This window comes from Cohnella pontilimi (assembly GCF_005049045.1).
GTDB classification, from domain to species: Bacteria; Bacillota; Bacilli; order Paenibacillales; family Paenibacillaceae; genus Cohnella; species Cohnella pontilimi.
This window is the reverse complement of the sequence record NZ_SUPK01000002.1, coordinates 290,349-311,459: the sequence shown is the minus strand read 5'-3', so window position 1 is coordinate 311,459 and position 21,111 is coordinate 290,349. Positions and strand designations below refer to the sequence as shown.

18 protein-coding genes are annotated in these 21,111 nt (G+C 56.8%); 15 read left to right on the top strand and 3 right to left on the bottom strand.

Features of this window, described 5'->3' with window-relative positions; all coding sequences use genetic code 11:
* Positions 1–45: 45 nt before the first annotated feature.
* The 8 genes from E5161_RS05540 (at position 46) to E5161_RS05505 (ending at position 9,846) form a co-directional block, all read left to right on the top strand.
* Positions 46–1,299 (top strand): LL-diaminopimelate aminotransferase, encoded by a 1,254-nt coding sequence (locus E5161_RS05540; RefSeq protein WP_136776716.1) that lies wholly within the window; start codon positions 46–48, stop codon positions 1,297–1,299.
* 262 nt (positions 1,300–1,561) lie between these two features.
* On the top strand, positions 1,562–2,119 hold the full coding sequence (gene pyrR, locus E5161_RS05535) for a bifunctional pyr operon transcriptional regulator/uracil phosphoribosyltransferase PyrR (RefSeq protein ID WP_425456460.1): 558 nt from the start codon (positions 1,562–1,564) through the stop codon (positions 2,117–2,119).
* A 177-nt stretch (positions 2,120–2,296) separates the two neighbouring features.
* Positions 2,297–3,601: a dihydroorotase gene (locus E5161_RS05530; RefSeq protein ID WP_136776714.1), complete on the top strand. Its 1,305-nt coding sequence runs from the start codon at positions 2,297–2,299 to the stop codon at positions 3,599–3,601.
* A 20-nt stretch (positions 3,602–3,621) separates the two neighbouring features.
* Entirely contained in the window at positions 3,622–4,773 is a 1,152-nt protein-coding gene (gene carA, locus E5161_RS05525; protein ID WP_136776713.1) for a glutamine-hydrolyzing carbamoyl-phosphate synthase small subunit, read from the top strand.
* Positions 4,760–7,981: a carbamoyl-phosphate synthase large subunit gene (gene carB / locus E5161_RS05520; RefSeq protein ID WP_136776712.1), complete on the top strand. Its 3,222-nt coding sequence runs from the start codon at positions 4,760–4,762 to the stop codon at positions 7,979–7,981. Before carA ends, carB begins: the two co-directional genes overlap by 14 nt.
* Positions 7,982–8,069: 88 nt before the next feature.
* Positions 8,070–8,810: an orotidine-5'-phosphate decarboxylase gene (gene pyrF, locus E5161_RS05515; protein ID WP_136776711.1), complete on the top strand. Its 741-nt coding sequence runs from the start codon at positions 8,070–8,072 to the stop codon at positions 8,808–8,810.
* Entirely contained in the window at positions 8,807–9,460 is a 654-nt protein-coding gene (gene pyrE, locus E5161_RS05510) for an orotate phosphoribosyltransferase (protein ID WP_136776710.1), read from the top strand. Before pyrF ends, pyrE begins: the two co-directional genes overlap by 4 nt.
* Before the next feature lie 143 nt (positions 9,461–9,603).
* The gene (locus E5161_RS05505) at positions 9,604–9,846 is read left to right on the top strand and encodes a hypothetical protein (RefSeq protein WP_136776709.1); all 243 of its coding nucleotides are present in this window, start codon (positions 9,604–9,606) and stop codon (positions 9,844–9,846) included.
* A gap of 71 nt (positions 9,847–9,917) precedes the next feature.
* Here E5161_RS05505 and E5161_RS05500 read toward each other — a convergent pair whose 3' ends face one another.
* On the bottom strand, positions 9,918–10,916 hold the full coding sequence (locus E5161_RS05500; protein ID WP_136776708.1) for a DUF2167 domain-containing protein: 999 nt from the start codon (positions 10,914–10,916) through the stop codon (positions 9,918–9,920).
* A 204-nt stretch (positions 10,917–11,120) separates the two neighbouring features.
* Here E5161_RS05500 and E5161_RS05495 point away from each other — a divergent pair, with 204 nt between their 5' ends.
* From E5161_RS05495 to E5161_RS05475, 5 genes are all read left to right on the top strand, one after another.
* Positions 11,121–12,050 (top strand): ABC transporter ATP-binding protein, encoded by a 930-nt coding sequence (locus E5161_RS05495; protein WP_136776707.1) that lies wholly within the window; start codon positions 11,121–11,123, stop codon positions 12,048–12,050.
* A gap of 1 nt (position 12,051) precedes the next feature.
* Positions 12,052–13,170, top strand: a complete 1,119-nt coding sequence (locus E5161_RS05490; protein ID WP_136776706.1) for an ABC transporter permease — start codon at positions 12,052–12,054, stop codon at positions 13,168–13,170.
* Between the two features lie 235 nt (positions 13,171–13,405).
* On the top strand, positions 13,406–14,413 hold the full coding sequence (locus tag E5161_RS05485; RefSeq protein WP_136776705.1) for an ABC transporter ATP-binding protein: 1,008 nt from the start codon (positions 13,406–13,408) through the stop codon (positions 14,411–14,413).
* Positions 14,410–15,228, top strand: coding sequence for an ABC transporter permease (locus E5161_RS05480; RefSeq protein WP_136776704.1), 819 nt, complete (start codon positions 14,410–14,412; stop codon positions 15,226–15,228). Before E5161_RS05485 ends, E5161_RS05480 begins: the two co-directional genes overlap by 4 nt.
* On the top strand, positions 15,212–16,015 hold the full coding sequence (locus E5161_RS05475; RefSeq protein WP_246042108.1) for an ABC transporter permease: 804 nt from the start codon (positions 15,212–15,214) through the stop codon (positions 16,013–16,015). Before E5161_RS05480 ends, E5161_RS05475 begins: the two co-directional genes overlap by 17 nt.
* Here the strand turns inward: E5161_RS05475 and nagZ are convergent.
* Both nagZ and E5161_RS05465 read right to left on the bottom strand, forming a co-directional pair.
* A complete protein-coding gene (gene nagZ, locus E5161_RS05470) occupies positions 16,012–17,274 on the bottom strand; it encodes a beta-N-acetylhexosaminidase (protein ID WP_136776703.1) in 1,263 nt (420 codons plus the stop codon). The two genes, E5161_RS05475 and nagZ, sit on opposite strands and share 4 nt — an antisense overlap.
* 85 nt (positions 17,275–17,359) lie before the next feature.
* The gene (locus tag E5161_RS05465; protein ID WP_425456452.1) at positions 17,360–18,997 is read right to left on the bottom strand and encodes a glutamine--tRNA ligase/YqeY domain fusion protein; all 1,638 of its coding nucleotides are present in this window, start codon (positions 18,995–18,997) and stop codon (positions 17,360–17,362) included.
* A 217-nt stretch (positions 18,998–19,214) separates the two neighbouring features.
* Here E5161_RS05465 and E5161_RS05460 point away from each other — a divergent pair, with 217 nt between their 5' ends.
* Both E5161_RS05460 and E5161_RS05455 read left to right on the top strand, forming a co-directional pair.
* Complete coding sequence (locus E5161_RS05460) at positions 19,215–20,042, top strand: ABC transporter ATP-binding protein (protein WP_136776701.1); 828 nt, start codon at positions 19,215–19,217, stop codon at positions 20,040–20,042.
* Complete coding sequence (locus tag E5161_RS05455) at positions 19,999–21,111, top strand: efflux RND transporter periplasmic adaptor subunit (protein WP_136776700.1); 1,113 nt, start codon at positions 19,999–20,001, stop codon at positions 21,109–21,111. The genes E5161_RS05460 and E5161_RS05455 overlap by 44 nt, the downstream gene beginning before the upstream one ends.

The window sequence follows — 21,111 nt, the reverse complement described above, 5'->3', positions numbered from 1 at the left end:
GAGGCATATTAGGGAGTACGAGGAACCGAAGGAGTTGTCCGATCCGTGAGTGTGGAAAAGTACCAATCGACTTACATCCAGGAGCAGTTCGCCGCCCGTATCGGCGGTGCCGAATACGGCAAGGATACGAACATTTATAAATTTGAAAAAATCAAACGGGCCAAAGCCGCAGCAAGAAAAGCGTTTCCCGACGTCGAGCTGATCGACATGGGTGTCGGCGAGCCGGACGAAATGGCGGACGCCGGCATTGTTGCCAAGCTGGCCGAAGAGGCGACTAAACCGGAAAACCGCGGATACGCCGACAACGGGATTCCGGAGTTCAAAGCCGCTGCCGCCCGTTATTTGAAAGAAGTGTTTCACGTGGACGGCATCGACGCGGACACCGAAGTGCTGCACACGATCGGCGCCAAGCCCGCGCTGGCTATGCTGCCTGCTGTATTTATCAACCCGGGCGATATTGCCATTTTGACGGTCCCGGGATACCCGGTCCTGGGCACGCACACCAAGTATTACGGCGGCGAAGTGTACAATGTGAAGCTGACCCAAGTAAACAACTTCCTGCCGGATCTCGACGCGATTCCGGAAACGATTGCGCGCCGCGCCAAGCTGCTTTATCTGAACTATCCGAATAACCCGACCGGGGCGGCGGCAACGCCCGAATTTTTCGCCAAAGTCGTCGAATGGGCAAAAAAATACAACGTCGTCGTCGTGCATGACGCGCCTTACGCCGCATTGACTTACGACGGTGCGAAGCCGCTGAGCTTCTTGTCCGTTCCCGGCGCGAAGGACGTGGGCGTGGAGCTGCATTCGTTGTCCAAGTCCTATAATATGACCGGCTGGCGGATCGGCTTCATCGCCGGCAACCCGCTGATCGTGAAAGCGTTCGGCGACGTGAAGGACAACAGCGATTCCGGCCAGTTCATCGCGATCCAGAAAGCTGCAGCTTATGGTCTTGCTCACCCGGAGATTACCGAGGCGATTTCCGAGAAATATTCCCGCCGCCACAACCTGCTGGTCGCTGCCTTGAACGAAATCGGCTTCAAAGCCGAGAAACCGAAAGGTTCGTTCTTCCTTTATGTACAAGCGCCTAGAGGCATTCAAGGCGGACAGCGGTTCGCATCCGGTGAAGAGTTCTCCCAATACTTGATCCGCGAAAAGCTCATTTCCACCGTACCGTGGGATGACGCCGGTCCGTTCGTGCGGTTCTCCGTTACGTTCATCGCCAAAGGTGAAGCGGAAGAGCGCCGTGTCATCGAGGAAATCAAGCGGCGGCTGACGGATGTAGAGTTTGAATTTTAATCCAATTGGATAACCGTTCTTGACAGGCCGTGTCGAGGAATGGGATAATTCGTGTAACGAACCGACCTTTAATTCAGTCCCGTGAGACTGGCAAGGTGGCGCAACGCATTCATTACCCGGCTGAAGGGCCAATGTCATAACCGTAAGGGTATGTCCTGCCCATGTGCCGAGGTATGACCAAGTGCGATTCACCTCCTTGCATTCACGCAAGGAGGTTTTTTGTTGTGTCATGTACCAGGGGAAATACGGAAAAGGAGGACTTGTGATGGAGGATATCCGGGTGATCATGGATGAATCGGCGATCCGCCGGGCACTGACCCGCATTGCCCATGAAATGCTCGAGAAAAACAAAGGCATCGAAGACGTGGTGCTGGTCGGCATTCGTACTCGCGGCATTTATTTGGCGAGACGGGTAGCGGAGCGGATTATGGAAATCGAAGGCGTGCCTGTAGAGGTCGGCGAACTGGACATTACCCGTTACCGGGACGACCGTCTGGCGCCAGGGGCGGATGAGGGAAGCAACGCGGCGGAGCTTCCGTTCTCCACCCGGGACAAGCGGATTATTTTGTTCGACGACGTATTATACACGGGCCGAACGATCCGGGCGGCGATGGACGCGCTGATGGATCACGGCCGGCCGCAATCCATTCAACTGGCCGTGCTGGTGGACCGGGGGCACCGGGAACTGCCGATCCGCCCCGATTATGTCGGCAAAAACGTCCCGACCGCGCGGCATGAGCAAATTCGCGTCTCGCTGCGGGAAATCGACCAGGGCGAAGATCACGTGAGCATTTTGCACCCCGGTCAGCCGCAAGAGTAACAAAGACTGTGCACACGTCTGTGAATGAATATACGATATTGTGAATTTTCGGGCTGAGTGAGTGACAAGACGAGGTATAAGGTATACAATATAGTGAATAAAAATACACCGATACGATCAAGACATCAAGTCGCGTCAAGTACGTAATCAAGTCGGGCAGAGGAGGCGCAGCTTGGTATGGAGACATGGATTACGAACGCGTTGGCAATCGACCCGGAAACGGGATCGCTGCATAAGAAACATTTGAAAGTGGCGCAAGGCAAAGTGGCGTTGTGGCTGGACGGAGGCGAGTCTCCGGACACGGAAGGCTGCGAGGTCATCGATGCGGAAGGCAAGCTCATTTCTCCCGGTTTCATCGATATGCACGTGCACTTGCGGGAGCCGGGATTTGAATACAAGGAGACGATCCGGAGCGGAACCGAGTCGGCGGCCAAAGGCGGATTCACCACGATCGCGCCGATGCCCAACACCCGGCCGGTGACGGATACGCCGGAAACGGTAAAGTTCGTGCGGGAGAAGGCTGCGGCGGAAGGCGTCGTACGGGTGCTCCCGTATGCGGCAATTACCAAAAATGAGTTGGGCCGCGAGCTTACGGATTTTGCCGGGCTCAAAGAAGCGGGCGCGATCGGGTTTACGGACGACGGCGTCGGCGTGCAAAACGCGCAAATGATGAAGGACGCGATGGCGCTGGCCCGATCGCTCGGCCTGCCGGTTATCGCCCACTGTGAGGACAACTCGCTGGTCGAAGGTGCTGCCGTCACGGATGGCGAATTCGCCAGACGCCACGGATTGAAGGGCATTCCGAACGAGTCCGAGGCGATTCATGTGGGACGTGACATTTTGCTCGCCGAGGCGACAGGTGTCCACTATCATGTGTGCCATGTGAGCACCGAGCAATCGGTGCGGCTCATCCGTCTCGGCAAATCGGTCGGCGTCAACGTCACCGCCGAAGTATGTCCGCACCATCTGGTGCTGTGCGACGAAGACATTCCGGATTCGATGGATGCCAACTGGAAAATGAACCCGCCCCTCCGGACTCCCCGCGACGTGGAAGCCTGCATTCAAGGGCTGGAGGACGGAACGATCGACATGATCGTAACCGACCACGCGCCTCACAGCGAGGAAGAGAAAGCCAAGGGGATGGAAAGGGCGCCTTTCGGTATCGTGGGCTTTGAGACTGCGTTCCCTCTGCTGTATACGAAATTCGTCCGGACCGGACGCTGGACGCTGGACTTCCTGCTCCGGCGCATGACGAAGGATCCAGCACGGGTGTTCGAGCTCCCTTATGGGACGCTGGAGCCTGGCGCTCCGGCAGATTTGACGCTGATCGATCTCGAGAGTGAACAGGCAGTAGACCCCGGGTCGTTCCTGAGCAAAGGGCGGAACACCCCGTTTAAGGGTTGGAAATTATACGGCTGGCCGTTACTGACCATGGTGGAAGGCCAAGTCGTTTGGACGCAGCACAAAGGCATCGCACGCTAAACAAGGGGAGTGACCGAAAGATGCAGGCACAAGCAAGATTGTTGCTCGAAGACGGCACGTTGTTCACCGGACTCGCATTCGGGGCGCAGGGCGCATCGGTAGGAGAAGTCGTATTCAACACCGGGATTACCGGTTATCAGGAAGTGCTCTCCGATCCGTCCTACTGCGGCCAGATCGTGACGATGACGTTCCCCTTGATCGGCAACTACGGAATTACCCGTGACGATTTCGAGTCCATCCGGCCGTACATCCACGGTTTTGTCGTGCGCCGTCACGAGCCGGTGCCGAGCAACTGGCGCGCGCAGTACACGCTGGATCACTTGCTGAAGGAATATGGAATCGTTGGGATCAGCGATATTGATACCCGGATGCTGACCAGAATCATTCGTCAGCATGGCACGATGAGGGGGTTACTGACGACGGGCAATGAGCGGGCCGAAGAGCTGCGTGAACGGCTCGGCGCCGCGCCGTTGATGCGGGATCAGGTTGCCCGTACGTCAACGCCGCACGTGTTCTCGAGTCCCGGGGAACGGGAGCGGATCGTGCTCATCGATTACGGCGCCAAAAGCGGCATTTTGCGCGAACTCACCAAACGCGGATGCGATGTGGTTGTCGTACCGCATAACACGACGGCCGACGAAATCCGCCGCCTCCATCCGGACGGCATTCAGCTGTCCAACGGCCCCGGGGATCCGAAAGACGTTCCCCACGCGGTCCGCACGCTGCGCGAACTGCTGGGCGAATATCCGATTTTCGGCATCTGCCTCGGCCATCAACTATTCGCCCTCGCCTGCGGCGCGGACACGGAGAAGCTGAAATTCGGCCACCGCGGCGGCAACCATCCGGTGAAGGAGCTGGAATCCGGCCGCTGCTACATCACTTCCCAGAACCACGGTTATACGGTGAAGGAAGAGTCCGTCGCCGGTACGGAGCTCGAAGTGACGCACATCAACAACAACGACAAAACGATCGAAGGGCTGAAACACAAACGGTATCCGGCCTTTTCGGTCCAGTATCATCCGGAAGCCGCCCCGGGTCCTTTTGACAACAGCTATTTATTCGATCGTTTCCTAGATATGATACGGGAACATAAACGCCTTAACCCCGAACGGCCGCGTCAAGCGGTCTTGGCGGAGTCGCTGAGAGGAGAATTGCACTATGCCCAAAAATAAAGAACTCAAAAAAATTCTCGTCATCGGCTCCGGCCCGATCGTCATCGGCCAAGCGGCGGAATTCGATTACGCGGGCACGCAGGCCTGCCAGGCCCTGAAAGAAGAAGGCCTGGAGGTCGTGCTGATCAACAGCAACCCGGCCACCATCATGACCGACACGAACATGGCCGACAAAGTCTACATCGAACCGATCAATCTCGAGTTCGTCTCGCAAATTATCCGCCAGGAACGTCCGGACGGCTTACTGCCGACGCTCGGCGGCCAAACCGGCCTGAACATGGCCGTTGAACTCGCACGTGCCGGCGTGCTGGAGCAGGAAGGCGTTAAGCTGCTCGGAACGCAGCTTAACGCGATTGAACAAGCCGAAGACCGCGACTTGTTCCGGGAATTGATGCGTGAGCTGGAGCAGCCGGTACCGGAAAGCGCGATCGTGACGAGCGTTCAGGAAGCCGTCGATTTCGCGGATTCGATCGGTTATCCGGTCATCGTGCGTCCGGCGTACACGCTGGGCGGCACGGGCGGCGGCATCGCCGGCAGCGAAGAAGAGCTGCGCGAGATTGTCGCTAACGGGATCCGCTACAGCCCGATCGGGCAATGTCTGATCGAGAAATCGATCGCCGGCATGAAGGAAGTCGAGTACGAAGTGATGCGCGACGCCAACGACAACTGCATCGTCGTCTGCAACATGGAGAACCTTGATCCCGTCGGCGTGCATACCGGAGACAGCATCGTCGTGGCGCCGAGCCAGACGCTGTCCGACCGGGAATATCAAATGCTGCGCTCGGCTTCTTTGAAAATCATCCGTGCGCTGAACATCGAAGGCGGCTGCAACGTGCAGTTCGCGCTGGATCCGCAAAGCTATCAATATTACGTCATTGAAGTCAACCCGCGGGTGAGCCGATCTTCGGCGCTCGCGTCCAAGGCGACCGGTTACCCGATCGCCAAAATGGCGGCCAAAATCGCCGTCGGCTACACGCTCGACGAAATCGTCAACCCGGTTACGGGTCAAACTTACGCTTGCTTCGAGCCGACGCTCGACTATATCGTGACGAAAATTCCGCGCTGGCCGTTCGACAAGTTCACCGCCGCCAACCGCAAGCTGGGTACGCAAATGAAGGCGACCGGCGAAGTGATGGCGATCGGCCGCACGTTCGAAGAATCGATTCAGAAAGCGGTCCGCTCGCTCGAAATCGGCGTTCACCGCCTGTTGCTGAAAGGCGCGGCCGAGATCGACGGCGAGACGCTCACGGCACGGCTGGCCAAAGCGGACGACGAGCGGTTGTTCCTTGTCGCCGAAGCTTTCCGGCGCGGCTGGGCACTGCAGCAAATCCAGGACATCACGAACATCGACTGGTGGTTCCTCGATAAGATCGACCGCATCGTCCGGTTTGAAGACGAGATTCGCCGCGAACCTGGACTGACCCGCGAAACGCTCTATGCCGCCAAGCGGCTCGGGTTTACTGACCGCGCGATCGCCGAACTGCGCAAGGAAGGCCAAGGCGCGTCGGCGGCGATGACGAAGGAACAGGACGTGCGCCAATATCGCCTGCAGCAAGGCTTCATACCCGTCTACAAAATGGTCGACACCTGCGCGGCTGAATTCGAAGCCTCTACGCCGTACTACTATTCGACTTACGAGACCGAAAATGAAGTGCTGCCGAGCGACAAGCAGAAGATCATCGTACTCGGCTCCGGACCGATCCGGATCGGGCAGGGTATCGAATTCGACTACTCCACCGTGCATGCCGTCTGGGCGATCCGCAACGCCGGCTATGAAGCGGTCATCATCAACAATAATCCGGAGACGGTGTCCACCGATTTCAACACATCGGACCGCCTGTACTTCGAGCCGCTGTTCTTCGAGGACGTCATGAACGTCATCGAGCAGGAGAAGCCGATCGGCGTCATCGTCCAATTCGGCGGCCAGACGGCGATTAATCTCGCTGCTCCTCTGGCGCGGGCCGGAGTCCGCATTCTCGGCACCTCGCTCGAAAGCATCGACGAAGCGGAGGACCGCAAAAAATGCGAAGCGCTGCTTCGCAAGCTGAATATCGCACAACCGAAAGGCAGCACCGTGACGACCGTCGACGAAGCGGTAGGCACGGCGCAGCAGCTCGGCTACCCCGTGCTCGTTCGTCCTTCCTACGTGCTGGGCGGCCGCGCGATGGAAATCGTCTACTCCGACGAAGAGCTGCTGGCTTACATGAAAGAAGCGGTCCAAATCAATCCGGAGCATCCGGTGCTGATCGACCGCTATATGCTGGGCAAGGAGATTGAAGTCGACGCCATCTGCGACGGCGAAACGGTGCTCATTCCCGGCATCATGGAGCATGTCGAACGGGCGGGCGTCCATTCCGGCGACTCGATCGCGGTGTATCCGCCGCAGTCGCTGTCCGAAGACATTAAGAAACAAGCCGTCGACATTACGATTAAAATCGCGAAAGAGCTGAAAACGGTCGGATTGGTCAACATCCAGTTCGTCGTGTGGAACGATCAGGTGTTTGTCATCGAGGTCAACCCTCGTTCTTCCCGGACCGTGCCTTTTCTTTCGAAGGTGACCAGCGTCCCGATGGCCAACTTGGCCACACAGGCCATTCTCGGGAAGAAACTGAGCGAGCTCGGATATACGGAAGGCCTGTGGCCGGAAAATGAGTATGTAGCCGTGAAAGTTCCGGTATTCTCGTTTGCCAAGCTTCGCCGGGTGGATCCGACCTTAACGCCGGAAATGAAGTCGACCGGCGAAGTAATGGGACGCGACCGCCATTATGCCAAAGCTTTGTATAAAGGCTTGATCGGTTCCGGCATGAAAATTCCGACCGGAGGCTCGATTATCGCCACCGTAGCGGACAAAGATAAGGAAGAAGCGATCGCGATTCTGAAAGGCTTCTACCGTCTCGGCTATAAGCTGATCGCAACCGGGGGAACCGCGGACGCACTGGAAGCGGCGGGAATGAAAGTTCGCCGAGTCAACAAGCTGTCGGAAGGGTCGCCGAATATCGTCGACTTGATCCGCACGGGTCAGGCACAATTCGTTGTCAACACGCTGACGAAGGGTAAAGCGCCGGAGCGTGACGGTTTCCGTATCCGCCGGGAAGCTGTTGAGAACGGCGTCGTCTGCCTCACGTCGCTCGATACGGTTCGTGCGCTTCTTCATATGCTCGAAGCGCTGCGTTTCTCTAGCGCGCCGATGCCGGCGTTCCAAGCTTAACCGAACACCACAAGCCCGGTCCTTCCTCCGCGGAGGGGATCGGGCTTCCACATGCGTATGCCATTATTGCCGAAGAGGAGTGTGGAGCATGAAGGAATTATCATTGCGGCAAGCGGGGGCCAAAGTCATGGTGGCCTTGGACAAGCCCGAAGCCGAGGCGGCGCTGCGATTGGCCGATCAACTGGCGGACACCGGCTGCTGGATGAAGGTGGGCATGGAACTGTTTTACGCCGCCGGTCCGTCAGTCGTTCAGGAGCTGAAGACCCGTGGGTTCAAAGTATTTCTCGACGTGAAAATGCACGACATCCCGAACACGGTTCGCGGGGGAGCCCGAAGCATTGCACGTCTTGGCGCGGACCTGTTCAACGTGCATGCGGCAGGCGGACTGGCGATGATGAACGCCGCCGTGGAGGGCGCCGAGGAGGCCGTCTCCGAAGGCGTTGCGGAGCGGGTGCCGCTCGTCATTGCCGTGACGCAGCTGACCAGCACGACGCGAGAGACGCTCAACAAGGAGATCGGCATTCCCGGCTCCATCGAAGACACCGTCGTTCATTATGCGCGGCTTGCCCGGGAGGCCGGGCTGAGCGGCGTCGTCGCCTCGCCGCTTGAAGTGCGTGCGATTAAAGCCGCCTGCGGAGCGGATTTTCTCACCGTGACGCCGGGCATTCGCCCCCTCGGCTCGGAAGCCGGCGACCAGTCGCGGATCTCAACCCCGAGGATCGCAGTGGAAGGCGGCACCGACTTCCTCGTCATCGGGCGGCCCATTACCGGTGCCCCGGATCCGAGAGAAGCGTTTGAAACCATTTTGAAGGAGATGACCGGAGCATGAGCACGAACCCCGTTAACCTGGAACAGCTGCCGGACACGATCGCCGGCCATTTGCTCGACATCGGCGCCGTTTCCTTAAGGCCGCACGAGCCGTTTACCTGGACGTCCGGGATCAAATCCCCGATCTACTGCGACAACCGCTTGACGATGAGTTATCCGAAAGTCCGGAACACGATTGCCGAAGGATTCGCGACGCTCATCCGCCGGCAGTTCCCGGATTGCGAAGCAGTCGCGGGCATCGCGACGGGCGGAATCCCCCATGCAGCTTGGGTGGCGGAGAAACTGAACCTGCCGATGCTCTACGTGCGTGATAAGGCCAAAGGGCACGGCAAAACGAATCAGATCGAAGGCCACTTCAAGCCGGGTCAAAAAGTCGTGCTCATCGAAGACCTCATCTCGACCGGCGGAAGTTCGCTGAAAGCGGCCGTTGCGGTGCGGGACGCCGGCTGTGCCGTGCAGGGCGTGATCGCGATCTTCACTTACCAATTCGACCAAGCGGCGGAAGCGTTCGATGCGGAGAACGTACCCTTATCCACCTTGTCCAATTACAGTGCGCTGATTCAAACCGCACTGGCACGGGGCACGATTCGGAACGAAGATGTAGAGCTTCTGCAATCGTGGCGCAGCGATCCCCGGTCATTCGGCGTCTAACTCCAACCCCGGTATAACGTTCAAGCGGCAGTCCGAGCATTCGGCTGCCGCTTTTTTCGTTTTCAAGGCCGCAATCCGGGGTAATGGAAGGCAATGAAACCCGAGCGTCCGCTCGGATGAACATAGAAGGAGAGAGAGCCGCCATGAATCACGCCATCGAATTGTTGTTATCCGCCAACGGCGACTTGCTGTACCGGGTAAGCAAGTACGACCGGCATTCACAATATCAGCATGAAATCGAAGAAATGAAGCGAACCTTCGACACCTTCGCTGGACTTCCTTGGTCCATCGAGAGCGAAAAGACGAAAAAACGGGCTATTGAGCAGTTGAGCCGCATGAAATCCCGGCTCGTCACGATGCTGGAAGATTTGTTGTACATTGCCTGAGCGAAGATGAACGTTCGACCCGATGCATAAGGGCCTGCCCTCATCAGAGAGGACAGGCCCTTCGTTTTGTGTTATTCCGCTTTCTTCGGTTCCTCTTCGGCTGCCGCGGCTGCGATTTCCTCATGCGCTTCCGCTTGTCGCTTGTCCGATTCGGCGAACGCTTGGGACGATCGCTCCCAATCTCTCGGTTCCTTGGCTGCCGTCAGCTTCTGTCCTCTTCTGCCTTTCAAAAATTTCCACAAAGGTGCTCCCGCCGCCACGATGAGAAACCAGAATTTTTTGAGGCCGACCGCGAGCAGCGCGAGAAGTCCGGCTTTTTTGGCCACTGCCAGACCCGCGCCGCCTAGAATCAGGCCGGTCAGTCCGTACTTCGCCTTCTTGTCGCTCTTCGCGTCGAAGTCCTCATAACGCTGACCCGCTTTGGTCGAGAATGTGCTGAGCACCAGCTTCTCCATCGAGGCGCTGTCCTCGTTCAAATGTGCGGGGTCGGTTACAAGTACGACGGAAAGGTAGCCCACCCGGGTCAAAATCCGGACATTGGAGTTGATAATCGGCTGATTGGCGTTGTCGTGCGCGCGCAGCGCCCAGGTCAACGCGTGTTTGCCTTCATTGTAGGCCGGGGGCTTTTCCCAGCCGTCGACGAACAAATGGTCCGCCGGGTTGTCCAGCTTGGCGTTGCGTTCTTCCGTTCCTTTCTTATAACTTTCCAGCAACGCATCGGCGTCGATCTTGTCTTTCTCCTCGTCAGAAATATGGCCGTCTTCGCTGTACTCGAAAAACACGGCCCAATCGGCGTTTTTCGGATATACGGAACCGATGTCCGATTCGGAAGAAATTTCACCGTTCTCATCCAAGTAACGACGAGTATTTTCGGCATCCAAATACACAAGCTCGGGATCCAGTTTCAATTCTGCAATATCCGCCATTGTCACCGTTTGCCCGGCGCCTTCTATCCATTCGTACCCGCTCGAGCCGTTTTCTCCTTCCGCGAAGACAAACGCAGGAGCGATCACCGTGAAGGCGAGGATGAATACAACGGAAAAATAAAGGGTTCGCAAAAAGGCAGCCACACGAAATCTCTCCTTTATCTATAGTCGTGGAAAATTATACCTGCCCAAAATGTAGAATTCAAGAAGATTTTGTCGAAATGTGGAGGCGAAGTGCATGACTCCTCCGTCCCAGGACCGACAACGAAAACATGCCCCGGACCGAAGTGCCCCCTTGACGATGAAGTTACAATAGATAGGGAAAGGTTGGAAAAAGGAGAGGAAACGATGTCCATTTTGCAGGTTCGCGGTTTACGCAAAACGTTCGGAACCGTCACCGCGGTCGACGACATCAGTTTTGATGTGCGGCCGGGGGAAGTGTTCACGATTATCGGCCCTAACGGGGCGGGAAAAACGACCACCTTGGAGATGATCGAAGGGCTTCAAACCCCGGATGCGGGGTCAATTTCGATCGACGGCCTCACATGGGCCAAGGACGCGGATCGGATCAAAATCCGCATCGGCGTGCAGCCGCAATCGGGCGCCATGTTCGACCTGTTGACGGTAGAGGAAACGTTGGAGCTGTTCGCGGCTTTCTATCCGAAGTCCAAAAGCTCGGCGGAAGTGCTGGAAATGATCAACCTCACGGATCACAGGAAAAAACGCGTCAAATCGCTTTCCGGCGGACAGCGCCAGCGGCTCGCGATCGGTCTGGGCATGATCAACGATCCCGACATCATTTTTCTGGATGAGCCGACGACCGGCTTGGATCCTCAGGCCCGGCGGAACATTTGGGACATCATTCTAAACTTGAAAGCGATGGGGAAAACCACCATCCTTACGACACATTACATGGAAGAAGCCGAGAAGCTCAGCGACAGGGTTTGCATTGTCGATCAAGGCCGGGTCGTCACCTTGGATACCCCTGGGGCGCTGATTGATAGACTCACGAAGGAACGGGAAGTTCGCTTATCGTTCCTCGACGGGGAAGAGGCGGCAGCCGCCGCGGAATCCGCTCTTCAAGCGCAGCCGACGGTGGTGCGCACGGCAAGAGACGGCTCGTCTCTCGCCCTCTGGTCGATACAACCGGAGGAAACGCTGTACGGTCTGTTCGGGTTCACCAAGGAGCAGGGGTTCCGCGTGGAGCAGGTCTCGATCCGCGAAATGAGCCTGGAGGACGTATTTATCGCCTTCACCGGCAAGGAATGGAGGGACTGACATGAGCCAAGGAAAACAATTCGGCAAACTGTTCTCGGCCAACATCAAAATGATGTTCCGGGAGAAGCAGGTTTGGTTTTGGAACTTGTTTTTTCCGATCATTTTAATGTCGATATTCATTCTGATTTTCGGCGGCGGAAGCGACAAAGCATTCAAAGCGAAGGTAGCCGTGGTCAAACCCGAACAAAGCCAAGCGGCGGAAGGCATGTATCAAGGCCTCAAGCAAATACCGGTCTTTACGTGGCAGTCGGAGGAACCGGTATCTCAAGAACAAGCCGACAGCTTGATTAAGAACAAAGATGTGGACGGCGTCATTGTGCTGCCGGATAACGGACAGGCGCAATCCATCAAGCTGATCGTGAATAGGGAGAATGAAACCAGCGCCACCTCGCAGGCGCTCCGGGGGATTTTGGATCATTTCGTCACGCAGGCCAATTTTCAGAAGGCAGGGATCACGCCGGCCTTTAAGCTCGAAACGGACTCTATCACTTCCGGCAGCGAGGATTTGAGTTCCGTTGATTTCCTGATGACCGGGATGATCGCTCTCGCCATCGCGCAGGGCGGGTTGTTCGGGATGGTGGATCTGGTGGAAATGCGTCGCAAAGGATTGCTGAAGCGCCTGCGCATGACTCCGGTGCGCATGGGGCTGCTCGGACTCGCGAGCATGCTGGTGAGATTCGTACTGGGCGTCGTCCAGATCGCCGTTCTCACTGTAATCGGCGTCTATGGTTTCGGTGCACATCTCCACCTCGATATCGCCACGCTGATCGTTGCATTCTTCATCGGCAGTCTGGCCTTTAACGCGATCGGTTATTTGATTTCATCCTTCAGCAAGTCTTTGGAAGCCTATATGGGTGTCGCCAACATAGCCAGCTTTCTGATGATGTTCATTTCGGGCATTTTCTTCCCGGTGAACAGCCTGCCGGACTGGCTGCAGTCGGTCACGAGCGCCATCCCGCTGACTTACTTTGTAGAAGGATTGCGGGACGGCATGGTTTACGGCGAGGGCCTCGTGACCTCGGACTTCTGGTTCGGCATCGGGGTACTCGCTCTTTGGGGAGCCATCGCTTACATGATCGGCGCCACCTTGTACCGCCGAACGAAAGTGGAGGTTCGCTAAATCTTTTGCTTGTCATTGCCAAATTCCGGGTGTAATATATTACATCAAACGGAAGGGTTTCTAGGGATCCGACCAAGCGTTCCGACGCCTGGGGCGAACCGAGCGAAACCAGGTGCTGCAGATGCGCCACACCGTAGGGATAAAAGACCTTCGGCAAGTTCCGCCATTCAACGGCGGTGCTTGGCGAAGGTCTTTTTTGCTTTAGCGCACCGCAGATCACATGGGAGGAGATCGGATGATCGCGCTGCATACGAGAGCATTGTCCAAGACGTTCAAGGTCAAACGCAAGCAGGCCGGTCTCGCCGGCAGTTTCCGGGCGCTGATGAGGCCGGAATGGGAAACGAAAGAAGCAGTGAAGCGCATCGATCTGACGGTGGAAGCCGGCGAAACGGTTGCGTTCCTCGGTCCCAACGGAGCCGGAAAATCAACGACCATCAAAATGCTCACCGGCATTATGCATCCGACCGCGGGGGAAGCCAAGGTGCTCGGGTTCGTTCCCTGGAAGGAAAGGAATGCCCTGGCTTACCGCATCGGCACCGTGTTCGGCCAGAAGTCGCAGCTGTGGTATCATTTGCCGCCTGTGGACACGTTCGATTTGATCAGCCGGATCTACGAATTAACCCGCGGTGATTACCTGACCCGCAAGCGGGATCTGGTGGATCGATTTGAAATCGGGCCGTACATGAACACGCCGGTACGCAAGCTGTCTCTTGGCGAGAGGATGCGCTGCGAGATCGCGGCGTCCATGCTGCACAGGCCGCGGCTGTTGTTTCTCGACGAACCGACCATCGGCTTGGATGCGGTCGTGAAACAGAGAATCCGGGAGCTGATCCGCGAACGCAACCGCACGGAAGGGACGACGGTTTTTCTCACTTCGCACGATGCGGGAGATGTGGAGCAGCTTTGCTCCAGAGCGGTCGTTATCCACCACGGCGGCATTCTCCTCGATGAACCGGTCGAGAAGCTGAAGCGGGAAGTGCTGAATCGCAAAACGATTTGGCTGACGCTGCCGGAAGGCGCCGATCCGCTGGAGCTGCGGGGTGCGGAAGGCGCCGAGGTCACGGAAAAGAACGGACGCCGTTACCGGGTATCGGTCGATTTGAAACGAACGGGCATCGAACAGGTATTAAGGCTGCTAATCGGCCGGATCCGCATCGAGGACGTTTCGGTGGAAGACCCGCCGCTGGAGGAAATTATTCAGCACCTTTACAGGATGCGGAAACCGGAGGAGGTGACGACATGAACGGTACGGCATTCCGATGGAAGGCGGCGGTGCGGAAAACCGGCGCAGTCGCGCAAATTACGCTGAGGCAGCAATTGGCGTATAAAGCGGACTTTGTTTTCCGCTCCCTGTTTTTATTGCTGATTTTGTTCGTATTCGTTCAATTGTGGAGCACGGCGTACGACGGGGAAGGTTCAGAGGTTGTCGGCGGGTTCACGCTCAAACAAATCGTATGGTACCTCGTGTTCACCGAAGCGCTGACGATGGCCGGTCCGCCGCTGTGCGCAAGGATCGAGGAGGAAGTGAAAAACGGGGATATCGCCGTGCGGCTCACCCGGCCGTTCTCTTATTTGGCTTACCACTATGCGTCGTACTTGTCGGAAGCCCTCTTTCGTTTCGTCATTCATTTGGGCGTGGGCAGTGCAATCGCTTGGCCTTTCGTCGGTGCGCCTTCGTTCGGGTTCGGCTGGCTCGGTTTGGCGGTGCTGAGCATTGGGGCGCTGACCGTCGATTTTTTGCTGAAAGCCGTCGTGGCGTTGTGCGCCTTCTGGGTGGAAGAAGTACGCGGGTTGGATTTCGTGCTGCAGAAGCTGCAATTCACGGTGGGGGGCATGCTGCTGCCGATCGACCTCATGCCGGAATGGCTCCAGCGCGTATGCGCCTGGCTTCCTTTTCAGGCCGTTCTTTATTTTCCCGCCCGCACGGCGGTGAATTCCGAAGGCGCGAATCTTGCGGCGCAGCTCGGCGTTCAACTGGCTTGGACGGCTTTGTTGGGTGTGCTGGTTACCGAGGTATATCGGAGAGGGGTGAAAAAGCTCCATGTCAATGGCGGGTAAATTCGGATCGGTCATTCGTTTTCTGCTGACCTGTTGGAAGGTGAACCTGGCGTCGGCGCTGGAATACCGGACCAGCTTTTTTCTTTTGGCGGGCATGATGTTCATCAACAACTTGATGTGGCTGTTTTTCTGGAGCTTGTTTTTTCATCGTTTTCCGGTCATTCACGGCTGGCGTCTGGAAGATGTGATGATGTTATGGGCGGTCGGTTCGGGAGGCTTCGGGTGGGCGTGCGTATTGTTCGGCAATTTCCCTCGTATCGCCGCGATCGTCTCATCCGGCCAACTGGACGTTTATATGTCGCAGCCTAAACCCGTGCTGCTGAACGTGCTGGCGAGCCGGATGTCGGTGACCGCCGCGGGAGATTTTGTGTTCGGGATCGTGATCTATGCCATGGTCGGAAACCACACCTTCACCGGTGCTCTGGCGTTTGCTGCGGGGCTCTTGATATCAGGATGCCTCTATATCTCGGTCATGGTGATCGCCGGATGTTTCGCTTTCTATGTCGGCAATTCGGAAGGCATCGCCGGCCAAGTGTTCAACTCTTTCCTGGCGCTGTCGACGTACCCGTCCGATATTTTCAAGGGATTGACACGAATTGCGCTGTTCACGATCGTACCGGCCGGCTTCATCAGCTACATGCCGATCGGACTGCTGCGCAGCTTCGACCCGGTTTTCGCGGGCTGGTCGATCGGAGTCACTTTGCTGCTGGGGGTGGGCGGAGCGCTGTTGTTTAAAGCCGGGCTCCGAAGGTATTCCTCCGGCAACGCTCTCGCGATGAGGAGTTAACGGCCCTTCACCGATTGCAGCCAGCGGCGTATTTCATCATTCGGCAAGTCCGAAGGCGTTGGAATGGGTGAGATTTTGTCAGACAAACGATATTTCTGTTTGAGCTGGAGGATCCGGGCGACACTTTCGTCGATTCGGGATTCCGAAATGCGTCCGCTGCGAACGCTTTGCAGCAAAGCCTCGTACACCTCATGCGCGTTGTCGTATCCGTGCGCGACGAGTATGATGTCGGTTCCAGCCTGGACGGATCGCACCGCGGCATCCGCAATGCCGTAGTTATCGGCAATGGCTCCCATCGTAAAGTCGTCGGTGATGACGACACCATGAAATCCAAGTTTGCCCCGCAACTGCTCTCCGATGATGACTTTGGAAAATGATGCGGGGGCGTCCGGATCAATCAGAGGGAAGAGGATGTGCGCAACCATGACGGCTTCGATATGGGCGTCGATAGCTGCCTTAAAAGGCACCCACTCCATCTGTTCGAGCTGTGCGGCGGTTTTGCGGACGACAGGCAGTTCCAGATGGGAGTCCACGGATGTATCGCCGTGACCGGGGAAATGCTTGACGACGGGAATGATGCCTCCGGAGCGGAGGCCCGATATCTCCGCCAAACCCATATTTTTCACGAGCGTCGCTGTGGAGCCGAAAGCCCGATCACCGATCACGGGATTGTTGGGGTTGCTGTTGACATCAAGCACAGGTGCGAAATCTACGTTAAATCCGAGCAGTTTCAATTGTTTCGCGATAAGAGCGCCCATCTGTTCGGCCAATCCTGTGTCTTTCGTCCGTCCGACAACGGCATTGGCCGGCATGGGCAAGAAATCATTCGGCAGCCGCGTTACCCGGCCTCCTTCCTGGTCGACGCTCATAAACAAGGGGACAGGATTGCCCGCATTCGCCTTTTTCAGCCCGTTAATCAATGCGGTAGAGGCACGCAAACCGGAGACATTCTCTTTAAACAAAATAATGCCGCCGACATGATCGTTTCGAATCATCGTCTTCGCTGATTCGTCCAAGACGGTTCCCTTTACGCCTGCCAGCATCATTTGGCCGACTTTCTCTTCGAGTGACATGGAGCGAATCTGCTTGGAGATGTCGTTTTGAGGAGAAGGAGAAGGAGAAGGAGAAGGAGATGGCAAGGGGGGTGGCGTGGTGGAGGAAACGGCGTCCGGATTGTTCCCGGCGCCGGGAAACCAGCTGCATCCTGCCGTTAAAAGAAGCGACAGCAGCACGATATATTTCCATGCATTTCGTTCCATGTCGTGTAAACTCCTTATAACCATCTAAATTACAGGCTCCTGAAGCCGCGAGGCTGCGGATCAGGAGCGCACAGGTATCAGCTTTCTACACTTCGAACGAGCTTTTGAGGGAGACGATGCGGTTAAACACGATCCGGCCGGGAGCCGAATCCTTGGGATCGACATTGAAGTACCCGTGGCGGAAAAACTGGAACTTGTCGCCGGCCCGAGCTTCTTTCATGCCGGGTTCGACGAAGCCTTGCAGCAGCTGCAGCGAATTCGGATTCAGGGCTCCTTCTTCTTCCAAGTCAGCGGTGAAGAGCGGCTCATACAGCCGGAATTCGGCGGGAACCGCCTGCATCGCGTCTACCCAGTGAATCGTGCCTTTCACCTTGCGGCCGGTGAATCCGGAGCCGCTTTTCGTCTCGGGATCGTATGTGCAGCGAAGCTCGATTACGTTGCCGTCGGCATCCTTGACGACCTCTTCGCACTTGATGAAATACGCCGATTTGAGCCGCACCTCGTTGCCCGGGAACAGGCGGAAGTATTTGGCCGGCGGATTCTCCATGAAGTCCTCGCGTTCGATGTAAATTTCCCGGGAGAACGGAATCTGGCGGGTCCCCATGTCCGGATTTTCGGAGTTATTCTCGATATCGAGCATTTCCGACTGTCCTTCCGGATAGTTGGTGATGACGACCTTGAGCGGGTCCAGCACCGCCATCGTACGCAACGCCCTCAGCTTCAGATCCTCCCGGATGTAGTGTTCCAGCATACGCTGATCCACTTCGCCATAGCCTTTGGAGACACCTGTCGCGGCCATGAATTCCCGAATCGCTTCTGGTGTGTATCCTTTGCGGCGAAGGCCCGAAACGGTCGGCATGCGCGGATCGTCCCAGCCGTCGACCACTTTTTCCTCGACGAGCGCTCTCAGTTTCCTTTTACTCGTCACGGTGTTGGTGAGGTTGAGACGGCCGAACTCGTATTGGCGCGGCACGTTCGGCATCTCGCACTCCCTGACCACCCAATCATAGAACGGACGCTGGTCTTCGAATTCGGTCGTGCAGATCGAATGGGTAACGCCTTCGATGGCGTCTTCCAGCGGATGTGCGTAGGCGTACATCGGGTAGATGCACCATTCGTCGCCGGTATTGTGATGATGAGCGTGCAAGATCCGGTATAGCACCGGGTCCCGCATGTTGATGTTCGGCGAGGCCATGTCGATTTTGGCACGCAGCACTTTGGAGCCGTCCGGGAATTCGCCTTCTTTCATGCGGCGGAACAGGTCGAGATTCTCTTCGACCGGGCGGTCGCGCCACGGGCTCGGCTTCCCCGGCTCCGTCAGCGTACCGCGGGTTTCGCGGATTTGATCGGCGGTTTGATCGTCGACATAGGCCAAGCCTTTGCGGATCAGAAGCTGGGCGCGCTCGTACATTTTCCCGAAATAATCGGATGCGAAAAACAGCCCGTCCCATTTGAAGCCGAGCCATTGCACATCCCGCTTGATCGATTCGACATATTCGATGTCTTCCTTGACGGGGTTCGTGTCGTCGAACCGTAAATTGGTGCGGCCGCCAAATTCGTCGGCCATCGTGAAGTTGAGCCAAATCGACTTCGCATGTCCGATGTGAAGATAGCCGTTCGGCTCCGGCGGGAAGCGGGTGACCACTTCTTTCACTTTTCCGGATTCCACGTCTTCCGTGATGATGTTTTTAATGAAGTTGGATGAGGACGCATTCGTTTCCAAACCGATCAACCTGCCTCGAGTAAATTTGGAGTTTCACCTGAAACATTCTATCTCACCATCATACACAAAAAACGAGCTTCTTATAAAGAGGGAATGAAGCGTTCCGCCTGGTTTCCGCCCAATTCTAAAAAAATGATAAAGTTCTCATCTATTCCGTAACTTTTTCGAGAGCCGCGTCGTTATTAAGTTGGAAGACGAAGGAAAGGGAGGAAATCAGATGCCTGCTTGGTTGCGCCGCAAGAAGGCGCCCGCAGTGCCGAAGGCTGAGCAGCCGCAAGAGCTGTGGCAGGATGAAGAGCCTTCTGCGGAGTCTGCGGAAGAGCATGCCGGATCGCCGGCACAGCCGGTGTTCGATCAAGAGCCGGCCGAGCCGCTGCTTTCCGTGCGCGGCGTCGAGCGTTCCTTCGATGTAGGGGCCGCGAAGCTCCGCGTGCTGAAAGGAATCGATCTGGATCTGTATCCTCGGCAGCTGATCATGCTCAGAGGACGCTCCGGTTCGGGCAAAACGACGCTGATGAACTTGATGGGCGGTCTGGATACGCCGACGAAAGGCACGATCCATTTTCGGGGCCGTCCGTTTCACGATTGGAATGACGACCGCCGCACCGAAGTGCGGAGACGAGATATCGGCTTTATTTTTCAAGCTTTTGCCCTCATGCCTCTTCTGTCCGCTTACGAGAATGTCGAACTGTCGCTCCGCATGGCCGGCCTGCCCCGCAGCGAATGGAAAGCCCGCGTCACCTCGTGCCTTGAGCTTGTCGGCCTCGGCAAGCGGATGCACCACCGGCCTTTCGAGCTGTCCGGCGGTGAGCAGCAGCGGGTAGCCATCGCCAAGGCGATCGCACACCGCCCGAGTCTGCTGCTCGCGGACGAGCCGACGGCGGAATTGGACAGCCAGATGGCGGCGCAGGTCATGGCGGTATTCCGGGAAATCGTGGCCCGGGAGAACGTCACGATCTGCATGACCACACACGATCCCACAATTCTGGAGGTAGCAGACCATGTGTACGAAATGGTGGACGGCGTATTCGTCGCAAACCGATAAGCCGGAAGGCAAACGCCGGGAGGGCGTGAGAACGAAGGGCGTGCTGGCGGCGGTCGCGCTGTCGCTCGCGTTATCCGGCTGCTCGCTTCTGCCGAACGAACCGGCAGAGGAGGACTTGTCGGCGATCCAGCTTCCACAAATTTCGAAGAAGCCGGAATATGAAGTGACGACCAAGACGCTGGAAACCAAAGTGTCAGGGTCCGGTAAAATATTGTCCCTGCAGGAAAAAACGCTGTATTTCACGCTCGACGGAAAAAGACTGAAAAAAATATACATACATGCCGGCGATAAAGTGAAAGCCGGGCAGCCGATTGCCGAGCTGGACGTGGAAGATATGCAAAAAATGCTGCGCTCGGAACAGCTGTCGATGAAAAAGCAGGAGCTGCAAATCAAAGATCTGCTGCGAAAAAAAGATGAAATGGATCCGATCGATTTCGAAACCCAGATGCTGGGCTTCGAAGAGCAGCGTCAGAAGCTCAGCGACATGCAAGCGGATATCGCCAAGGCTACGCTTACCGCTCCTTTTAGCGGAACCGTCGTTTCCGTATCGGTGCAGGAAGGCGCGCAGATCAAGGCGTATGATCCGATCTGCGTGTTGGCTGATCCGAGCCGGTTGGCCGTAGGCGCGAGCTTATCCAAGGAAGATCTGGAGAAAGTGACGCCCGGCATGGAGGTCGAAGTATCGATTAACGGTTTGGACCCGCTTAAAGGGAAAGTGAAGCAGCTTCCGTTACCGGAAGCGGATAACGGCAACGGCAACGGAGGCGGCGTGCCCGGAGGCAACCCCGGACCTCGTGTTGAGCAGTACATGATGGTGGAGGTGCCGAATTTGCCGAAAACGGTGGAACGCGGGACGAACTTGACCGCGTCCGTCATCTTGAGCCGCAAAAATAACGCCGTCGTCATTCCGTTGGCCGCGCTTCGTTCCATTAGCGGCCGCACCTACGTGCAGGTCATAGAAGCGGACGGCAGCAAACGGGAAGTGGACGTCGAAGTGGGACAGCAGACGCCGACGGAAGCGGAAATTTTGCAGGGATTGACGCCGGGGCAGAAAGTGGTAGGTCGGTAA

Bases quoted from the DNA above. Each gene is read 5' to 3' on its own strand.
- E5161_RS05490 (WP_136776706.1), top strand. From the start codon at position 12,052: ATGAGCCAAGGAAAACAATTCGGCAAACTGTTCTCGGCCAACATCAAA.
- E5161_RS05480 (WP_136776704.1), top strand. From the start codon at position 14,410: ATGAACGGTACGGCATTCCGATGGAAGGCGGCGGTGCGGAAAACCGGC.
- E5161_RS05530 (WP_136776714.1), top strand. From the start codon at position 2,297: ATGGAGACATGGATTACGAACGCGTTGGCAATCGACCCGGAAACGGGA.
- pyrE (WP_136776710.1), top strand. From the start codon at position 8,807: ATGAGCACGAACCCCGTTAACCTGGAACAGCTGCCGGACACGATCGCC.
- E5161_RS05455 (WP_136776700.1), top strand. From the start codon at position 19,999: ATGTGTACGAAATGGTGGACGGCGTATTCGTCGCAAACCGATAAGCCG.
- carA (WP_136776713.1), top strand. From the start codon at position 3,622: ATGCAGGCACAAGCAAGATTGTTGCTCGAAGACGGCACGTTGTTCACC.
- E5161_RS05505 (WP_136776709.1), top strand. From the start codon at position 9,604: ATGAATCACGCCATCGAATTGTTGTTATCCGCCAACGGCGACTTGCTG.
- E5161_RS05460 (WP_136776701.1), top strand. From the start codon at position 19,215: ATGCCTGCTTGGTTGCGCCGCAAGAAGGCGCCCGCAGTGCCGAAGGCT.
- E5161_RS05475 (WP_246042108.1), top strand. From the start codon at position 15,212: ATGTCAATGGCGGGTAAATTCGGATCGGTCATTCGTTTTCTGCTGACC.
- E5161_RS05485 (WP_136776705.1), top strand. From the start codon at position 13,406: ATGATCGCGCTGCATACGAGAGCATTGTCCAAGACGTTCAAGGTCAAA.
- nagZ (WP_136776703.1), bottom strand. From the start codon at position 17,274: ATGGAACGAAATGCATGGAAATATATCGTGCTGCTGTCGCTTCTTTTA.
- pyrF (WP_136776711.1), top strand. From the start codon at position 8,070: ATGAAGGAATTATCATTGCGGCAAGCGGGGGCCAAAGTCATGGTGGCC.
- E5161_RS05495 (WP_136776707.1), top strand. From the start codon at position 11,121: ATGTCCATTTTGCAGGTTCGCGGTTTACGCAAAACGTTCGGAACCGTC.
- carB (WP_136776712.1), top strand. From the start codon at position 4,760: ATGCCCAAAAATAAAGAACTCAAAAAAATTCTCGTCATCGGCTCCGGC.